13 protein-coding genes and 1 pseudogene are annotated in these 17620 nt (G+C 58.1%); 8 read left to right on the forward strand and 6 right to left on the reverse strand.

Going from position 1 to position 17620, the window contains the following annotated elements; genetic code table 11:
* Nucleotides 1-181: 181 nt before the first annotated feature.
* The gene (locus GEV39_RS23805; RefSeq protein ID WP_173891447.1) at nucleotides 182-1573 is read left to right on the forward strand and encodes an L-cystine transporter; all 1392 of its coding nucleotides are present in this window, start codon (nucleotides 182-184) and stop codon (nucleotides 1571-1573) included.
* Nucleotides 1574-1736: 163 nt separating this feature from the next.
* Here GEV39_RS23805 and GEV39_RS23810 read toward each other — a convergent pair whose 3' ends face one another.
* Nucleotides 1737-2252, reverse strand: a complete 516-nt coding sequence (locus tag GEV39_RS23810) for a dihydrofolate reductase (protein ID WP_173891448.1) — start codon at nucleotides 2250-2252, stop codon at nucleotides 1737-1739.
* Nucleotides 2253-2306: 54 nt separating this feature from the next.
* On the opposite strand from GEV39_RS23810, the gene GEV39_RS23815 reads away from it, so the two are divergent.
* Both GEV39_RS23815 and GEV39_RS23820 read left to right on the forward strand, forming a co-directional pair.
* On the forward strand, nucleotides 2307-3698 hold the full coding sequence (locus tag GEV39_RS23815; protein WP_173891449.1) for a DUF2868 domain-containing protein: 1392 nt from the start codon (nucleotides 2307-2309) through the stop codon (nucleotides 3696-3698).
* Nucleotides 3691-5055 carry a GTPase/DUF3482 domain-containing protein gene (locus GEV39_RS23820; protein WP_173891450.1) on the forward strand — a complete coding sequence of 455 codons (1365 nt, stop codon included), beginning with the start codon at nucleotides 3691-3693 and terminating at the stop codon, nucleotides 5053-5055. Before GEV39_RS23815 ends, GEV39_RS23820 begins: the two co-directional genes overlap by 8 nt.
* A 44-nt stretch (nucleotides 5056-5099) precedes the next feature.
* Here GEV39_RS23820 and GEV39_RS23825 read toward each other — a convergent pair whose 3' ends face one another.
* Nucleotides 5100-7358 carry a heavy metal translocating P-type ATPase gene (locus tag GEV39_RS23825; RefSeq protein WP_173891451.1) on the reverse strand — a complete coding sequence of 753 codons (2259 nt, stop codon included), beginning with the start codon at nucleotides 7356-7358 and terminating at the stop codon, nucleotides 5100-5102.
* A gap of 82 nt (nucleotides 7359-7440) precedes the next feature.
* Between GEV39_RS23825 and cadR the strand changes: the two genes are divergently transcribed.
* Complete coding sequence (cadR, locus tag GEV39_RS23830; RefSeq protein ID WP_173891452.1) at nucleotides 7441-7884, forward strand: cadmium resistance transcriptional regulator CadR; 444 nt, start codon at nucleotides 7441-7443, stop codon at nucleotides 7882-7884.
* Nucleotides 7885-8075: 191 nt separating this feature from the next.
* Here the strand turns inward: cadR and GEV39_RS23835 are convergent.
* A pseudogene (locus GEV39_RS23835) lies at nucleotides 8076-8393 on the reverse strand (thymidylate synthase); the annotation flags it as partial.
* 384 nt (nucleotides 8394-8777) lie between these two features.
* Here GEV39_RS23835 and GEV39_RS23840 point away from each other — a divergent pair.
* Nucleotides 8778-9572 (forward strand): Hachiman antiphage defense system protein HamA, encoded by a 795-nt coding sequence (locus tag GEV39_RS23840; protein ID WP_173891453.1) that lies wholly within the window; start codon nucleotides 8778-8780, stop codon nucleotides 9570-9572.
* Complete coding sequence (locus GEV39_RS23845) at nucleotides 9573-12053, forward strand: DEAD/DEAH box helicase (protein WP_173891454.1); 2481 nt, start codon at nucleotides 9573-9575, stop codon at nucleotides 12051-12053.
* A gap of 86 nt (nucleotides 12054-12139) precedes the next feature.
* On the opposite strand, the gene GEV39_RS23850 is transcribed toward GEV39_RS23845, so the two are convergent.
* A complete protein-coding gene (locus GEV39_RS23850; protein ID WP_173891455.1) occupies nucleotides 12140-13054 on the reverse strand; it encodes an Abi family protein in 915 nt (304 codons plus the stop codon).
* A 511-nt stretch (nucleotides 13055-13565) separates the two neighbouring features.
* Nucleotides 13566-13910 carry a hypothetical protein gene (locus GEV39_RS23855; protein ID WP_173891456.1) on the reverse strand — a complete coding sequence of 115 codons (345 nt, stop codon included), beginning with the start codon at nucleotides 13908-13910 and terminating at the stop codon, nucleotides 13566-13568.
* A 330-nt stretch (nucleotides 13911-14240) separates the two neighbouring features.
* On the opposite strand from GEV39_RS23855, the gene GEV39_RS23860 reads away from it, so the two are divergent.
* Nucleotides 14241-15056, forward strand: a complete 816-nt coding sequence (locus GEV39_RS23860) for a helix-turn-helix domain-containing protein (RefSeq protein ID WP_173891457.1) — start codon at nucleotides 14241-14243, stop codon at nucleotides 15054-15056.
* A 67-nt stretch (nucleotides 15057-15123) separates the two neighbouring features.
* Entirely contained in the window at nucleotides 15124-16167 is a 1044-nt protein-coding gene (locus GEV39_RS23865) for a type II toxin-antitoxin system PemK/MazF family toxin (protein ID WP_173891458.1), read from the forward strand.
* Between the two features lie 183 nt (nucleotides 16168-16350).
* On the opposite strand, the gene GEV39_RS23870 is transcribed toward GEV39_RS23865, so the two are convergent.
* Nucleotides 16351-16977: a hypothetical protein gene (locus GEV39_RS23870; protein WP_173891459.1), complete on the reverse strand. Its 627-nt coding sequence runs from the start codon at nucleotides 16975-16977 to the stop codon at nucleotides 16351-16353.
* Between the last annotated feature and the right edge of the window lie 643 nt (nucleotides 16978-17620).

Below are 17620 nucleotides of genomic sequence, written 5' to 3' on the forward strand. Positions count from 1 at the left end.
ACCGACGTTCAGGCAGCAGTAAACGCCGTGTTCATTGCAATTTGCGACATAGCGTTATTCCATAAACGACTATGCACATTCCATTTGGGTATAAAGTCGTTTGTTTTCAGGCTGTTAGCATTTCCGTTCGCAATCGCTCACAGAGGCGATGCCACCTTTTGCTTTCTCTGCTGGAGCTTCAATGAATCTGCCGCTGTCACTCAACCTGCTGGCATTCCTGGCCCTGTTGCTGGGCCTGGCACAAACCCGCCGCACCGACTGGAGCCTGGCCAAGAAGGTCTTGCTGGGCCTGGCGCTGGGGGTACTCTTCGGTCTGGCTCTACACACCGTGTATGGCGCCGGTCACCCCGTGCTCAAGGCCACCATCACCTGGCTCGACCTGGTGGGCAATGGCTATGTGGGCCTCTTGCAGATGATCGTCATGCCACTGATCTTCGCCTCGATCCTCAGTGCCGTGGCGCGCCTGCACAACGCATCGTCGCTGGGCCGTATCAGCGTGCTGAGTATTGGCACCCTGCTGCTGACCACAGCCATTGCCGCGTTGATCGGCATCGTGCTGACCAACCTGTTCGGCCTCAGCGCCGAAGGCCTCGTGGCCGGCGCCCAGGAGAGCGCCCGCATGCAGGTTATCCACAGCGACTATGCGGGCAAGGTCGCCGACCTCAATATCCCGCAGTTGCTGTTGTCGTTCATCCCCAGCAACCCGGTAGGCGACCTGGCGCGGGCCAAGCCGACGTCGATCATCAGCGTGGTGATTTTCGCCGTGTTCGTCGGCCTGGCCGCCCTGCAACTGATCAAGGACGACTCGGAGAAAGGCGCACGTGCGCTGTCGGCCATCGACACCCTGCAAGCCTGGGTCATGCGCCTGGTGCGGGTGGTGATGAAACTGACCCCATATGGCGTGCTGGCCCTGATGACCAAGGTGGTAGCCAGTTCGAACATGGAAGACATCCTCAAGCTGGGCAGCTTCGTGGTGGTGTCCTACCTGGGCCTGGCCGTGATGTTCGTGGTTCACGGCATCATCCTGGCCGCCACCGGCGTCAGCCCGCTGCGTTTCTTCCGCAAGGTGTGGCCGGTGCTCACCTTCGCCTTCACCAGCCGTTCCAGCGCAGCCAGCATTCCGCTGAACATCGAAGCGCAAACCCGCCGCCTGGGTGTGCCGCAGTCGATCGCCAGCTTCAGCGCCTCGTTCGGCACCACCATCGGCCAGAACGGCTGTGCGGGGCTCTACCCCGCCATGCTGGCGGTCATGGTCGCGCCTGCGGTTGGCATCGATACCTTCGACCCGCTGTGGATCGCCACCCTGGTGGCCATCGTCACGCTGAGTTCGGCGGGGGTTGCCGGCGTGGGCGGCGGCGCCACCTTCGCCGCGCTGATCGTGTTGCCGGCCATGGGCTTGCCGGTGGAACTGGTGGCGTTGCTGATTTCGGTCGAGCCGCTGATCGACATGGGCCGTACCGCGTTGAACGTGAATGGCTCGATGACCGCGGGCGTGGTCACCAGCCAGTTGCTGAAAGAGACCGACAAGAACGTGCTGGCCGACGATGAACACGCCGAGCTGAGCCATACCTGACAGATTGCTGCGGCCCCTGTGGGAGCAACTGTCTTGTATTGCCTGGGCTGGCCTCATCGCCGGCAAGCCAGCTCCCACAGGTACCGGGCAGATCTCAAGCTTTGCATCGTCTCGGTGGGCGCTGGCTTGCCGGCGATGGGCCGCAACGCGGCCCCCAGAAATCTCAAACCCTGTCCCAAACCTCGAAGTGATACCCAGGCTTGCCTTCTTCACCCTGTGCCTCGCTCGACACCAGCTTCCACTGCCCCTGGTCGAACTCGGGAAACCAGGCATCCCCCTCTGGCGCTGATTCCACCCGCGTCAGGTACATGCGGCTGACCAGCCCTTTCTCCAGCGCCTGCCCATAGAGCTGCGCCCCGCCAATCAGCATCAGCTCATCGACGCCTTTTTCGCGCGCCCACTGTTCGGCCCGCACCAGCGCCTGCTCCAGCGAGCCGAAGACTTCGGCGCCCTGCAGCTGCAGCCCAGGCTGCCGGCTGACCACGATATTCAACCGCCCGGGCAGCGGCCGGCCCAGTGAGTCCCAGGTCTTGCGCCCCATGATGATCGGCTTGCCCAGGGTAGTGGCCTTGAAGTACTTGAAATCCCCCGGCAGATGCCAGGGCATGGAGTTGTCGATGCCGATCACACGGTTCTCGGCGTGAGCCGCGATCAGGCTAAGGGGGAGTGATGTATTCATGCCAGCGAGGATAGCACCGGGCGTGTGGGTTATGCTTCTGCCCTGACCTGTGCAATGGAAGACCTTGTGACCGCACCGACTCCACTGGACAAACGCTGGCTGACCGAAGCGGTCCGCCTGCGCGAAGAACACGCCGGCCTGCTGGAAGACCAGGCCGCCAACCGTCATGCGCGCCAGCGCGGTGGCGACCTGGCGACGCGCATCGAAAGCCGGGCGCTGTTCCTGGCCGAACGCGACGGCATGGCCACTGCCCTGCGCCACTGGAAGCAGGGGGCACGCCTGGCGTTGCTGGCCCTGCTGCTGCTAGCCGTGCTCAGCGGCGCAGGCCTGGCCCTGGCGGCGCTTGGCGACGGCCAGCGCCCGGTCAACGTATTCTGGGCGTTGGGCAGCCTGCTGGGGCTGAACCTGCTGACGCTGCTGGGCTGGGCCATTGGTTTTGCCCTCAGTGGCGAACACGGGGCGGGGTTGGGCCGTTTGTGGCTATGGCTGAGTGAGCGCTTCGCCCGCGATGCCAAGGCCGCGCAACTGGCCCCGGCACTGCTGGTACTGCTGCAGCGCCAGCGCCTCAACCGCTGGCTGCTGGGCCTGCTGGTACACAGCCTGTGGCTGCTGGCGATGCTCTGCGCACTGGGCATGCTGCTGGCTCTACTGGCCACCCGTCGCTATGGCTTCGTGTGGGAAACCACCCTGCTCGCTGCCGACCCGTTCATCCAACTTACCCAGGCGCTGGGCGCGCTGCCTTCGCTGCTGGGCTTTACCGTGCCCGACGAGGCCATGATCCGCGCCAGTGGCGACAGCCAGCCGGCCCTCGATGTGGCGCGCCAGGCCTGGGCCAGCTGGCTGCTCGGCGTGGTGCTGGTATACGGCCTGCTGCCGCGCGCGCTGCTGGCCGGGTTGTGCCTGTGGCGCTGGCGCCAGGGTCGTCAGCGCCTGACCCTGGACCTGAGCCTGCCGGGTTACGCCCAACTGCGCGAAGCGCTGATGCCGCGCAGCGAGCGCATCGGCGTGCAGGACGCGGCCCCCGAAGCGTTGCCAGGGTTCGCCGCCGAGCAGTTGCAAAGCGCCAGCAGCGGCGCCCTGCTGGTGGGCCTGGAACTGGACGACCAGCGGCCCTGGCCACCCCGCCTGCCCCCAAGCGTGACCGATGCCGGCGTGCTCGACAGCCGCGAGTCGCGCAACCGCCTGCTCGAGCAACTCAGCCGCTTTGCGCCGGCACGCCTGGCCATCGCCTGTGACCCGCGCCGCTCCCCCGACCGTGGCAGCCTGGCGCTGCTCGCCGACCTGGCACGCAATGCTGGCGCCACAAGGGTCTGGCTGCTGCAGGCAGCACCCGGCCAGGCGCTGGACGCTCGGCGCCTGGGCGACTGGCATGAAGCCCTCGAGCGACTGGGCCTGCCGTACGCCGACACCTCACCGCTGACCTGGCTGGAGCATGGCCATGACTGAGCCGCTGAAATTGGCCGTGGTCGGCCACACCAACGTTGGCAAGACCTCGCTGCTGCGCACCCTGACCCGCGACGTGAGCTTCGGCGAGGTGTCCCACCGCCCCAGCACCACTCGCCATGTCGAAGGCGCGCGGCTGTCGGTGGACGGCGAACCGTTACTGGAGCTTTACGACACGCCAGGGTTGGAGGACGCCATCGCCTTGCTCGACTACCTGGAGCGGCTGGAGCGCCCGGGCGAGCGCCTGGACGGCCCTGCCCGCCTCGAGCGGTTCCTGCAAGGCAGCGAAGCGCGCCAGCGTTTCGAGCAGGAAGCCAAGGTGCTGCGCCAATTGCTGGCCAGCGACGCGGGCTTGTATGTGATCGATGCGCGCGAGCCAGTGCTGGCCAAGTACCGCGACGAACTGGAGGTGCTGGCCAGTTGCGGCAAGCCACTGTTGCCGGTGCTCAACTTTGTCGCCAGCCACCAACACCGCGAGGCGCAATGGCGCGAAGCCCTTGCCCGGCTTGGCCTTCACGCGTTGGTACGGTTCGACAGCGTAGCCCCACCCGAGGACGGCGAACGCCGCCTGTACGAAAGCCTGGCCCTGCTGCTGGAAAGCGCCCGCCCGGCCTTGCAACGGCTGATCGACGACCAGCAGGCCCAACGCCTGGCCCGCCAGCACAGCGGCAAGCGCCTGATTGCCGAACTGCTGCTGGACTGTGCTGCCTGCCGGCGCAGCGTCGACGCCGAACCGGCGGCCGAAGCCCGGGCCATCGAAGCGCTGCGCCAGGATATTCGTCAGCGTGAGCAACGGTGTGTCGAAGCCCTGCTCAAGCTGTATGCCTTCCGCCGCGACGATGCCCACGCCAGCGACCTGCCGCTGCTGGATGGGCGTTGGGGGGATGACCTGTTCAACCCCGAAACCTTGAAGCTGCTGGGCGTACGCCTGGGCAGCGGCGTAGCCGCCGGCGCAGCGGCAGGTGCCGGGGTCGACTTGCTGGTTGGCGGGCTTACCCTGGGGGCAGCGGCACTGGCAGGGGCGCTGGCCGGCGGTGCGCTGCAGACGGCGCGCAACTATGGTGCGCGCTTGCTGGGCAAACTCAAGGGCAAGCGCGAGTTGACCGTGGACGATACCGTGTTGCGCTTGCTGGCCTTGCGTCAGCAGCAGTTGATGGTGGCCTTGGATAACCGCGGGCATGCAGCGCAGGACAGCATCAGGCTGGGTGAGCTGGATGAAAAGGCCTGGCGTGAGGGCAAGCTGCCAGAGGCACTTGTCAGGGCGCGGGCGCATCCACAGTGGTCCACCCTGAACCCGGGGGCGAAGCTGAACCAGGCCGAGCGCCAGGAACAGCTGGAGGCGCTGGTGTCTCAGTTTTGAACGGGCGGCGAACCTGAACCGCCCCATACGCACCAGGCAGGCCTTTACTTGCGCAGCAGGCGCAAACCGTTGAACACCACCAGAAGGCTCACGCCCATGTCGGCAAATATCGCCATCCACAGGGTGGCCATGCCGGCAAAGGTGATCGCCAGGAATATGGCCTTGATACCCAGCGCCAGGACGATGTTCTGCAGCAGGATCGCCCCGCTTTGCCGCGACAGCCGAACGAAGGCCGGGATTTTCCGCAAGTCATCGTCCATCAGCGCCACATCGGCGGTTTCGATGGCGGTATCGGTGCCGGCCGCGGCCATGGCGAAACCGATCTCGGCACGGGCCAGTGCCGGCGCATCGTTGATGCCGTCACCGACCATACCCACCCGGTGGCCCTGGGCGTACAAGGCTTCAATGCTTTGCAGTTTGTCGGCCGGCAGCAGGTTGCCCTCGGCGCGGTCGATGCCTACCACGGCGGCAATGGCCTGCGCGGTGTGCGGGTTGTCACCGGTCAGCATCATCGTCTTGATGCCCAGCTCATGCAGTTCGGCGATCGCCTGACGGCTGCTTTCCTTGACTGTGTCGGCCACTGCAAACAGCGCCAGCGGGCCGCTGCGGTCGAGTAGCAGGACCACGGTTTTGCCCTGGCGCTCCAGCCCATCCAGGCGGACCTCCAACTCGGGCGAACACAGCCCCAGTTCCTCGACCAGGCGGTGATTGCCCAAGTGGTAGACCTGGCCGTCGATGGTGCCACGCACGCCCCGCCCGGCCAGGGCGGCAAAGTCATCGACCTCGCTCAAGGCCAAGCCTTGCTGCCTGCCGAACTGGGCGATGGCTCGCGACACCGGGTGGTCCGAACGCTCGCCCAGGCTGGCGGCCAAGGCCTGGGCGCGGCCTTCGAACAGCGGCGCCAGCACCTCGGCGTCGGTCTGGGCAGGTTTGCCATGGGTGATGGTGCCGGTTTTGTCCAGGGCCAGGAAGTCCAGGTGGCGGCCGCCTTCCAGGTAGATGCCCCCCTTGACCAGAATACCCTTGCGCGCAGCGGCGGCCAGGCCACTGACGATGGTCACCGGGGTGGAGATCACCAGGGCGCACGGGCACGCCACCACCAGCAGCACCAAGGCGCGGTACACCCAATCGAACCAGGCACTTGCCATGAACAGCGGCGGTACCACCGCCACGGCCAAGGCGATGGCGAACACTACCGGCGTGTAGATGCGCGAGAAGCGGTCGACGAAGCGCTGGGTCGGCGCCCGTGCCCCTTGCGCCTGCTCCACAGCCTTGATGATCCGGGCCAGGGTCGATTGCCCGGCAGTAGCGGTCACGCGAAACTCCAGCGCCCCTGCCTGGTTGATGGTGCCGGCAAACAACTTGTCGCCGACCGCCTTCTCCACGGGCAGGCTTTCGCCGGTGATCGGCGCCTGATCGACGCTGGATTGCCCACTGAGCACTTCACCGTCCAGGCCAATGCGCTCGCCAGGGCGCACCCGCACCTGTGCACCGATGGCTACCTCGCGCACTGGCACTTCACGCCACTGGCCATCGGCCTGCTGCACCGTCGCCATGTCCGGCGTCAGTTGCATCAGGCCGCGGATGGCATTGCGCGCACGGTCTAGCGAGCGGGCCTCGATCAGCTCGGCGATGGTGAACAGCACCATCACCATGGCTGCCTCCGGCCACTGCCCGATCAATACCGCACCCGTGACGGCGATGCTCATCAGGGCGTTGATGTTGAGGTTGAGGTTCTTCAGGGCAATCCAGCCCTTTTTGTAGGTGCCCAAACCGCAGCCGAGTATGGCTGCGAGTGCCAGCGCGGCCACCACCCACTCCGGTGCAAGCGCAGAGAAGTGCACGATTTCCGCGGCGATTGCCGCAGTACCCGCCAACGCCAGCGGCCACCAACGGGTTTTCGCCGGTGCCGATGCGCTGGCGCTGCCGTCGTCTTCAACGCCCAGCGGCTCGGCTTTCATGCCCAGGCTGTCGATAGCCCGCTCGATTTCGGCGGTACCACCCAAGGTGTGGCGCACGCCAAGCACGCGGTTGATCAGGTTGAATTCCAATTGCTCGACGCCAGCCAGCTTGCCGAGCTTGTCCTGGATCAAGGTCTGCTCGGTGGGGCAGTCCATGGCCTCGATGCGGAAGCGGCTGAGGCGCGCGTGGCCACTGGCCTGCTCGCTCAACTGCACCAGCGCCGGCGCAGCTTCGGCACTGCAGCAGCTGTGCCCATGGGCAGCATGGCCATGGTCGTCTTCGCCATGGGCATGATCGTGGCGGTGACCGTGCTTGTGATCGTGGCTGACAGGCTGGTTCATGGGGGGTCCTTAAAGTGAGCCTGTTGCCAAGTGAACACCCTGTAGCCACTATAGGGTCAAGCCATTAGCGGGGAATTTGGTAATGAAGATCGGTGAACTGGCCAAAGCCACTGACTGTGCGGTAGAAACCATCCGCTATTACGAGCGGGAAAACCTGCTACCCGCACCTGCGCGCAGCGACGGCAACTACCGCCTCTACACCCAGGCGCATGTCGAGCGGCTGACGTTCATTCGCAATTGCCGCACGCTGGACATGACCCTCGATGAAATCCGCAGCCTGCTAAGCCTGCGCGACAGCCCGGGTGACGCGTGCGGCAGCGTCAACGCGCTGATCGACGAGCATATCGAGCATGTGCAGGCGCGCATCGACGGGCTGGTAGCGTTGCAGGCGCAGTTGGTGGAATTGCGCCTTCGCTGCAGCGCACAGGGGGCAGAATGCGCGATCTTGCAGCAACTGGAGACCAATGGTGCGGTAACGGTGCCAGAGACCGAGCGCTCGCACGTGGGCCGCAGCCACGGGCATTGAGGAACACGATCTCCCGTAGGAGCGGCTTCAGCCGCGAACACCGGCAAAGCCGGTGCCAGCCACCGCGTCGCCTGCTTCGCGGGCACGCCCGCTCCCGCTGGTTAGGGTGCTGGCTTCAAGCTCACGCTGCAGATGTACGAGTGGCCTTGTGTCGCGAAAGGGGCGCAAAGCGCCCCCGGCCATCCCAGGACCTACACCGCCATCGGCGCTGTCATCGGCGCATGGTGCTCATAGCCTTCCAGCCAGAAATCACTCGGCTCGATCTTCTCCAGCCACTCGGGCTCGTACTTGCCCGTTTCGGCAAACGCCGGCACCCGGTCACTGATCACCAGCTTCGGCGCTTCCAGCGGCTCGCGCTTGAGCTGCTCGTTAAGCATGTCTAGGTGGTTTTCATAGACGTGGGCATCGCCGATAAAGTAGGTGAACCAGCGCGGGGTGTACCCGGTCAGGCGGCCGAACAGGGCCAGCAGCGCCGCACCTTCGGTAAGGTTGAACGGTGTACCCAAAAAATTCTTCCGACACTTTATATGCACATTTTACCGTAGATTCTAGCTTTCACACGGTATATGCTTGTGTGCAAAAAAAATATCGCACAGTACGACAAGAATAGCAAGACACATGTGCAGCAATCACATTTGGCTCAAGCCCAGTGTTTACGGGGCCTAACGGCCAACCAGCGTTTGTGGGAGCTGCAGCCTCCTGCCCTCTCCCTCTCGCTATACTCGCGACGAAATGGCACAGTGCCTCTATGGCATTGATTGCCGTGAATTGCCTCTTTATCGCGAGCGCAGACGCTCACCGAAGAGCTGATTCCTGGCTGCCAGATCCTCGAATCCTGTCGCCTCCGGCGATGGGGAAAGCAAAGGCTGCGGCCCCTTTGGAAAGATCGTGTTATGGATGGCGTAATCTTCAAGCAAGCCGGTCAGTACGCATTGTGCTGTGTTGAGAACTTCTCAGATGAGCTCAAGACCGCTCTTAGGGATAACCTAACGCGAATCTGCCACGGAGCCAATTTCGCCAGCCGTAGCATGCTCATGTTCAAGTATGCGGCCACCCTTAAATCCTTCTGGGATCGCTACTCGACTAAAGATGAGAAGACACGAATCGGGATGCTCGGAGAACTCCTGGCACACGTGATCATTCTCAAAAAGCTCGATAACTTCGATGTCGTATCCCCCTTCTTCAATATGGAAGAAAAAAGCATCCGGAAGGGCTTTGATCTCGTCCTTTACGAATCCGCATCTAACGAAGTTTGGATCACCGAGGTGAAGTCGGGTGGTGCAGGCACTAAAACTTCGTGCGCAGCCACCAGAGGGTTGCTTGCTAAGGCGCGAGATGACCTAAAGGGCCGGCTCGCCGAGGCTGAAACGAACCATTGGCACAACGCGATTAATGCCGCCCAAAAGTCAATCAACGACAGTAAAGACTATAAAGAATCAGTTCTTGAGATCCTAGGTGTCGAAGGTGACAACGCGTACCTGGACACTGCTGTGGCCTCAGACAATAACGTCGTCCTGGTATCTGCACTATTTAACGATGCGACCTGCAAAGTAGAAGAAACAACAGTCGAAGACTTTACAAACAAGCTGATAGCCAGCCCGATATTCAAAACCGTTTTGGTGCTATCGCTACAGAAAGGAACTCTTCTGAAGCTCGAAGATTTCCTCCGCACAGAGGCAGGATGCTAAATGCAAGAACTTACCATAAAGGAGCTGGCAAAGACTCGCTTCAAAGACCTCTACATGGATCTTCTACGCGGACGCGACTTGTCCGACAGCGAAACCGTTAAACTTCTGGCCATCGCCGTACTGCTACTTAATCACAGCGCAGCTGAGATAAAGCGTCTAGGCTATCGAATTACCCTATTTTATGGAAATTTAACTGGTCGATACGAGCCTCTTTACGACGTAGCCGTAAATAGCGGGCTGCTTCCAGTCTCTGCCGTTATAGGAAAAACGCTTGAGCAAGATGAGCGGCTGAGCAAATCATTTATTCAGAATATCGTGAGCAGCTATGTGGATACCTTCCGCGATCAAGGCATGGTACTCACAGAGCAGCAGGACATCCTAAGAACTTTCGTACAAGACGAGTATGAAAACTCTTCAGTTGTAGTAGCACCGACCTCTTACGGCAAGTCAGAACTGATCATTAAGTCCGTTAGAGACAATCCTGAAAAACGTGTACTCATTCTTGTACCGTCAAAAGCCTTACTGGCCCAGACAAAGAAGCGGTTGATTTATGCTGATGTCAAGGACATGGGCAAAGTCATAACACACCCCGAGATGTACTCTCCTGAGCGAGACTGCCGTGTTTTTGTACTGACCCAAGAACGACTGAATCGATTGCTTAACGAGCATAGTTATTTAAATTTTGACATGGTGTTCGTGGACGAGGCGCACAACCTTCTCCAAGGCGATAGCCGCAACGAACTATTGGCCACAATGCTATGTATATTGGGCGCTCGAAACCCCTTCACGTCTTTCAAGTTCCTTACCCCATTCCTATGCAACGAGCTTAACGTCCGCGTTCGGTACTTGGACATGACACCGAAGGGATTCAGGATCAATGAGTACATTAAATCTGAACGCTTCCTTGTTAGAGACTTCAGAACCGGAAAAGATGATGGGAAGCTTAAACTTTATGATCATTTCCTTAACCACTGGATTGACATAGATCGCAAACACGAGAATTGTTTTGACCTTATTAAAAATGAATCTTTAGCCAAGAACATTATCTACGGAAACACCAAGAAACGGATCGAGCAATTTGCGCTAGAACTAGCCGAGGGCTTGCCAAATATTGAGTGCCCGCTGGTTCAAACAGCTTGCGACGAACTCGAAGAAACGTTCGACAAACGCTATCGGCTAATCGCCTGCTTGCGAAAGGGTGTGATGTACCATCACGGATCAATCCCGGACACCATCCGTCTTTATCTTGAAAATCTGTTCAATAAGTCCAAGGCAATGAAATACTTGGTATGCAACTCAACGCTGCTTGAAGGAGTAAACTTACCAATTGAACGATTGTTTATATTTGACTATTCCAAAGGAAGAGGAAATCTGACGTCATCACAGTTCAAAAATTTGATTGGACGGGTAAACAGATTTAGTGAGGTATTTGACCCCAAGGCAGGCTCTGCACTGCAAAAACTTGAATCCAGCATTTACCTATTGGGCGTTGATGAGTACACCCATAAGAGAGCGAACCTCAAGACGTTCTACGAAAATTCCGTAAACGTCGCGCAGAAAGACGAAGACGCGGTCAACAATGTTCTCCTCCAAGCAGCAGACATAAGTGATGACAAGGCCGCCCTACGCCACAAGGACGCCGTATCTAGGCTTGAAAACCTTCAGCCAGGCGTTGTCACTGGCGAAGAATGCAAATATGTAAAGACAGAGGTTGGCCGCTTAATGATCGCCAACAGCGTCAGCGAAATCGACGTGTTTGCCTCAGAAGAAGAAGTGGAGGAAGCCATTAGCCTATCACTTGAGGCGAATGGGCCAATCAATACCGCCGACCGGCTCTTAACCGACATCAAGACTTGCTTCATCGAAAAGTTTCATGCGGGAACAAAAAATAGCGACATGCTGCGCCTAAAAAACCAGGCAGCGTTGGACTTTTACGCAATGTTCCTAGATTGGAAATTAAAAAAACGCACTACAAAACAAATCATCAGACACACATTAAAATACTGGGAAGATCTCCCCCAAACGAAAGGCACCGACTATGTATTCGTGTCAAGCTGGGGCGACACCAAGTACAGAAATAGTCATAGCGCTCACTACGTGAGAATTTCACGAAAGAACGAGGTAGAACGAGTCAATCTCGCAATTGTAAGACTCAAAGACGAAGATGACTTTTTTGATAACAAAATCTTCAGATTCCTTGAGATCCTCAATGGAGTTGGCGCCGTCGAGCCTAGTTTCTACAAGCGAGTGAAGTACGGTACCGACGATGAATCAAAAATCAAGTTGATTCGTGAGGGCTACAGTCGCGGACTATCCGAACTGTTGCTTGATCGTTACCCCCGCTATGTACGCATGAATGCCAACGGTGAGATCGAGGTAAGCTCCCATGTAATCGGGCTTATGAGACGGAACGAAGAAAGTGACCTGCTGATTTTTGAAGCCCAGATGAACTTGAAACCTGTGCCAGAGCAGTCGGCGTAACCCTTGGGAACTGAAGGATGATGCCCGCTCGCCTGGTTGATACCGGGAGGGCGGGCAGGGCTCGGAGGCGGCCAACTGAGCAGCTATCAGTCAGCCTGCAGGGTGTAAACCCCCTTCCGCTTACCGTAAACCACGATTTTTAGTACCTGGTTGCCCGCACTGGCCGACTCAGCAACCTTTATGAGCTTGGCCATGCTGTTGACCGTACTCGTCTTGGACTGATACTTGAACCGCTCGATCTCCGCCATTGAGCAGGCCCGGTAAGCCGTTTTGATCACGCCACTTTTATCAAGCAAGTCGATTTTTTCAGGGGAGATCCACGAAATCAGGTCGGTAATCTTGCCGATTTTCTCGTGGAGATGTGCCACTGCTTGCTGTTCATCGGTGACATTGAATCGCTTCCAGACGGGCTCATGGTGGGACACCCGATTTCGGAATTTCCTGACAAGATTAACCTGATCCTTGCAGCTGGAGAGCATGACGCTAGCCTGATTGGTCGGCCACCGTCCCTTGAAGACGCGGCCTAGATGCTTCGGCCAAATGAGCTTGTCGCCCATGTATTCGTTATCAAGAATGAATTCCCAGGTCGAAAAATCCGTTTTCGATACGACATCCTGGTGATTAGGCCCGCCCTTCAACTTACGGCTCCTGCGCTCGATAGAAGCAGAGTTGTATGCTGACCCGAAATTTTTAACCAGCTTACCTACCGCATCCGGTGGATTGGCAGCGGAGGGGTTGAAGCTTTTGTATGAGAGTTTGCCGGCTTTCCACCAAAATTTGCCAATATCGGCTGTCAAAACGGTGTCAATGGAGTTCCGAAGGGTTACCTCCGCAGCGCTGAGCAAAGGGTAAAGGACACCGCAAACGTGGGAGTTCCACAGGTAGGCCCCCACGAGTTCCGCATCATTGCTGGTCGAAAACACCCTACTGTAGCTGGTAATCCGGTGAGAGCTAATGAGCTGGTCGATCAGATGGGGTCTGTACTGTACGGTGTGAGGCATGCTCGGCTTCCTACTGGCCAGGGGCCTGTATAAAGAGGGTTGACATCGGTGTCAACCGCTCGTAGGATTGAGAAACGGTTGGCACTGAGCTCCAATGAGCGAAAGCTTACGACTCCTTGCAAAGACCACGAAACACCCGCCCCGGCCTCGAGCCGGGGTTTTCGTTTCTGGAAAAGAATCAAGACCTTCCCCCCCGCATCCAAGCCGACACTCGGCGATCCCCGCTTCCAGGCCGCTGTTCCCGCACTTGCAAACTCGCCTAGATCAACAGGTGCTGGATGGACATCGCCTATCCTGAAAGATCGTAGGGGATGTGCTGACAGCGATGCTGCAGAAGCAGGCGCACGAATGCTCACCTTTCAGCATGTAGCCGCTGCGCGGATGGCGATGCTTTTAGCCCCCTTAGGGATGCGCCTGACCTGGTGGGGACGTGTGTATACAGCGTGTCGCTGAGCGCCACCAGAATAACTGTCAGATCGATGATCCAGAGCCTGCACGGCCTTGCTAGCCATCACTCCTCATCAAAGCTGAAAGTCCTCAGACTCTCACCAGACTTGCTCTTCAACTTCGTTTTAGCCCCCGCCTTAGTCTTCGTCCCCTCTTTAGCAGCACTCCGCTCCTCCAGCACGACGGTAAACCTCTTCACGCCTCGTTCTTTGAGGAAGGCCGCAGCCAGAGTCAGATTTTTGAAGACCCTTGGGCTACGGCGCTGGGTGAAGAGTGTGTGCTTCAGACCTGAATGCTCAATCTGGAGCGTGAAGCCGGTCGCCTGAGCTACGAACCGGACTCGACGTCCAGAGACCCCTAGATGGTCTTGCAACTGCCCTTCGAGGATCGAGAAATCACTGACGACCATATCAATTCCTACTTTTCGACTTCGATAGAGATCTTTTAACGATCAAAACACTAGTTTTGATTGATTGCAATCACGATCGAAAATACTAATAATTTACTCACAAAATCCTTTCAAGCCTTGGAAATACAAGGCTTCTGACGTCGTGCAAGAATCCGCCTATATCTAGATACACCGGCTGAGGCCCGAGTAAATTTTGCCCATCGACGGAAACGGAGCTATTTCCATGACTGACCTGATTCTGCTGATCGACAAAGCGATCACCACCGCACCACTGAACCTTTCCCTGTGCATTGCGCTGGTACTGAGCCTGGCGTTGATGAGGAACCACTAATGAGCGAACCGAAAAAGGCCAAGCTTCGCTGGGCAAAAATGCCCAACCGGTGGGCCATGTACGGGGGCCTGCTGAAGTTCGGGGAAGTAAATGAGCGGGGGAAGATTGACCCGCTCGTAATGAACACCTCGCTGGCAGCGCTAAAGGTGTACCTGGCAATCTGCACACGGGCGGACTATTTCACCGGGATGGCAAAAACAACCTATCCAGAACTCTGCGAGTTGGTAAGTCATTCACGGAACGTGGTCGCCCGCTCGCTGCGGGTGCTTGAGGAAGGCGGTCTCATCCGTCGCGATACCGGGCAAGCACGGGGTGGATCCCGAATCTACGTTGAGTGCTGGCTGGAAGATCAAGGCTTCACCAAGATCCCAAAGAGCTGGCTGTATCAAGCTCGAGGTTCGAAGGAAGACCGTGCGAGCAATCCGCCTGAGAAGACCTTGATTAAGCTCAAGGCCTTCACCTTCGATAAGCGCGTTTCTTTGCATGCTCTGAAGATTTACGTACTGCTGTTGGCCCTGCGGCACCGTGACTTTCCGAAGGGGGATGGTTTGACCGTAATCAGCTACGACAAGATTGCCGAGTACACGGGCGTGAAGCGCCATTCCGTGAGCGCCGCCATCACACTCCTCATGGAGATGAATCTGATTTCGTTCCGTTCGGGCGATCCAAACACTTCGGACACCCTGGATTTTGATCGGACGAACCGCTACCTGATTAAAGGGCTTAATCTCCGGTATGCCGAGCAGGCTGAGTCCAATGCCTCCGGTGCTCCAAAGCAGCCTGATCCGGCGCAACTGTCGCCGGCTGCAGCGTAGAGCCGGAGGCTACCCACTTATGGCATATTGGCACCCTTTGAACCAACCGCTGGCACCAGGGAAAGGCATGGACACAATCGTCATCCGGTACTTTGAGCAGATCAAAGACCTCGCCACAGGGACAGTGACCGTGTCTCCCCTGGGCAAAGAAACCTATGAGTCGATCTCTGAAGCGCTGATGCCAGGGAGCGGCGATCACAAAATCTTCTGCATCAAGAAATTCACTAAGGTTGCCAATTATCGCTGGTTCGTAGAAGGCGTTGAACAGTGCACTGCACCTGGCGTCGTGCCAGTTGAGTTTTCGGTGACGCTCAGCAAGATCTTCAACACGGTGCCCGAGGAATATCTTCAGCAGACGCTGAAGAAAACTGGCGAAGCCATCAACAGGGTTCTCCAATTCGGCACCGTGGTAGAGGTTGACTACGGGTTCATCCAGACCGTGGGCCGCGAAGACGGCGTTCTCCGTACGAACAAGCGCTACTGTGACACTCTGCAGAAGGGGGAGATGCACAAGCGCCGGCTAGCTATCGTTGTCCGTGCAAGCCGAGGAGTCTGCCAGGTTGTTCCAGTGACCTCACATACGCCTGGCAGCACTGACAAAACGTGCTTCCAGCTATCGCGAGCAATCTTGGATCAGCTGCCATCTTGGGGAGCGAGCGGAAAAGACAGCTGGGCGATCTGCCAGATGGTAGAGTCGGTATCGATCAATCGTGTCCTCCCCCCAATCACTGAGTACCAGGTACGAGGCCTACCGCGCCAAGGTCGCAGCACGCACTATAAGTTGCGTCTGACGGAAGCTGAGAAAAATCTGCTGAAGACGTCCCTGCTGCACAGCATCGGTGTCACAGACTACCAGCAGACCAAAACCAAGCTGAGCGAAACACGTGATCAGCTCCAGCAGCTCACCAATGTCGCCACAGATCTGGAAGCTGCCAATGCTCGGATTGCCGCCCTAGAGGCTGAACGACGTGAGCTGGAGCTTTACAAAGAAGTCGCCCAGGATTGGGGGAAGGCAATGGGTGATGGGCAGCTCGAGGCACGGATCAATGACCTGAAAGGGCTCTACGAAGCCATGGCAGCAGAGGATTCGCCTGAAAAATTGACCGCCTAATCGGATGTCAGAATCATCAATCTGTTTGACATAGTGATTCGCTGGCGATAACATTTTCATCACTGGCGGGGAATGCTGGAGCAGTACCGGAACCTCGCGACGGCCTTAGGGCATATACTGCAGAAGAAAACGTTTCACAGAAAACCGCCTATTTGGCGGTTTTTTGCTTTCTAGCCCCCACGCTCACCCGCGCTTCGTGATCAAATCCAGCAGTAGCTGACCTTCTGGCATCGGAGACATCGTCCGGAGGAGCACGACGTTCTTCTGAACCGTCTTCTTGATCTCCGCAGCCGAGATCGGTTTTTCCAGGCGCTCAAACCCTTCAAGCTCTTGATAGTGGCATTCGTCGATAAGGCCATCGTGCATGCGCTTTTTGGTAACTCCTGTGCCCTTGCCGTAAGCAACGATGCCCTTGCCGTTCTCGTACAGGAAGACGACGTCACCTTGGTTGATACGATCAATGTTGAGCTTCCAGGGCGCATAAAATGCAGCCGCACAGCCCTCGCTTAGCATGCGCTCATGATCCTCGACGCTATGGCGCTTGTTCGTGTTCAGGATGTGAAAGCGTGAAACCGGCTGTGACTCGATTTCTGCTGCAGCTTCCACTTCGTCATCGAGCTTCAGCGCGACCTTGGCTAGCTCAACGCCTTTTTCAAGAAGCTTGAGCATAGTCTCCTGACGGCTCATATCGAGATGGTCAGCCAGCCCTTCAATGAAGGAATAGAGCTCTTTGGGCATACGAATAGACGCGGAAGCTAGGTCGCTCTTGGTCTTAGCAACGTTCTCGATCAAGGAAATAATGTCGCTCATGGGGCACTCCTTTTCAGATGGCGAAAAGCATCCCACGGAATAAATTCAGAAGCAATACGTGCTTTTTTAAAAAAGCACCAGCAGAATCGCGTACTCAGCTTTATCAGCCCGGAAGAGCCCTCTAGGGGAGGGGGATTGGACGAAACCGGCGATCTGCCGGCCATAGCGATACATCAGGCAGGCCGTTGCTACGACCGCCGTAGTGAGGACCCCGTAGACGACCAATAGGCTCACCAGGCTGTCGTCTCCAATGAGCACCCTCAGGGCGAATAGGCTTACTACCAGCGAAAGGAATGAAGGTCGCGGCCAAGATCGAGAGCATCACAGCGGCCAAAATATCAATCCCAAAATCATCCTGGTCACGCTTCCGCTCCATCAAGGCAAATGGTACTTGTTTGCTGAACGAGGAGACCCAGGAACGGCATTTTTCGCAGCCCATAGCCCCTCCGGGGAACGCGACGCTTCTAGGCTCAGCACCGCCCAGGGGGCATTCGTCTGGACAAAGCGAGATCTTCGCCAGCCTCAAAGCACAATCTTCGGAGCACCAAACGAAGCTCTTCACCAGAATTCTTAAGATTCGATCCTCTGCTGGGCTCATCAGGCAGCATATCTTTGTGGCACCCAATGTATCCCGAGCGGAGCC

The organism is Pseudomonas sp. NY5710 (assembly GCF_013305665.1).
In the GTDB taxonomy this organism is placed as follows: Bacteria; Pseudomonadota; Gammaproteobacteria; order Pseudomonadales; family Pseudomonadaceae; genus Aquipseudomonas; species Aquipseudomonas juntendi.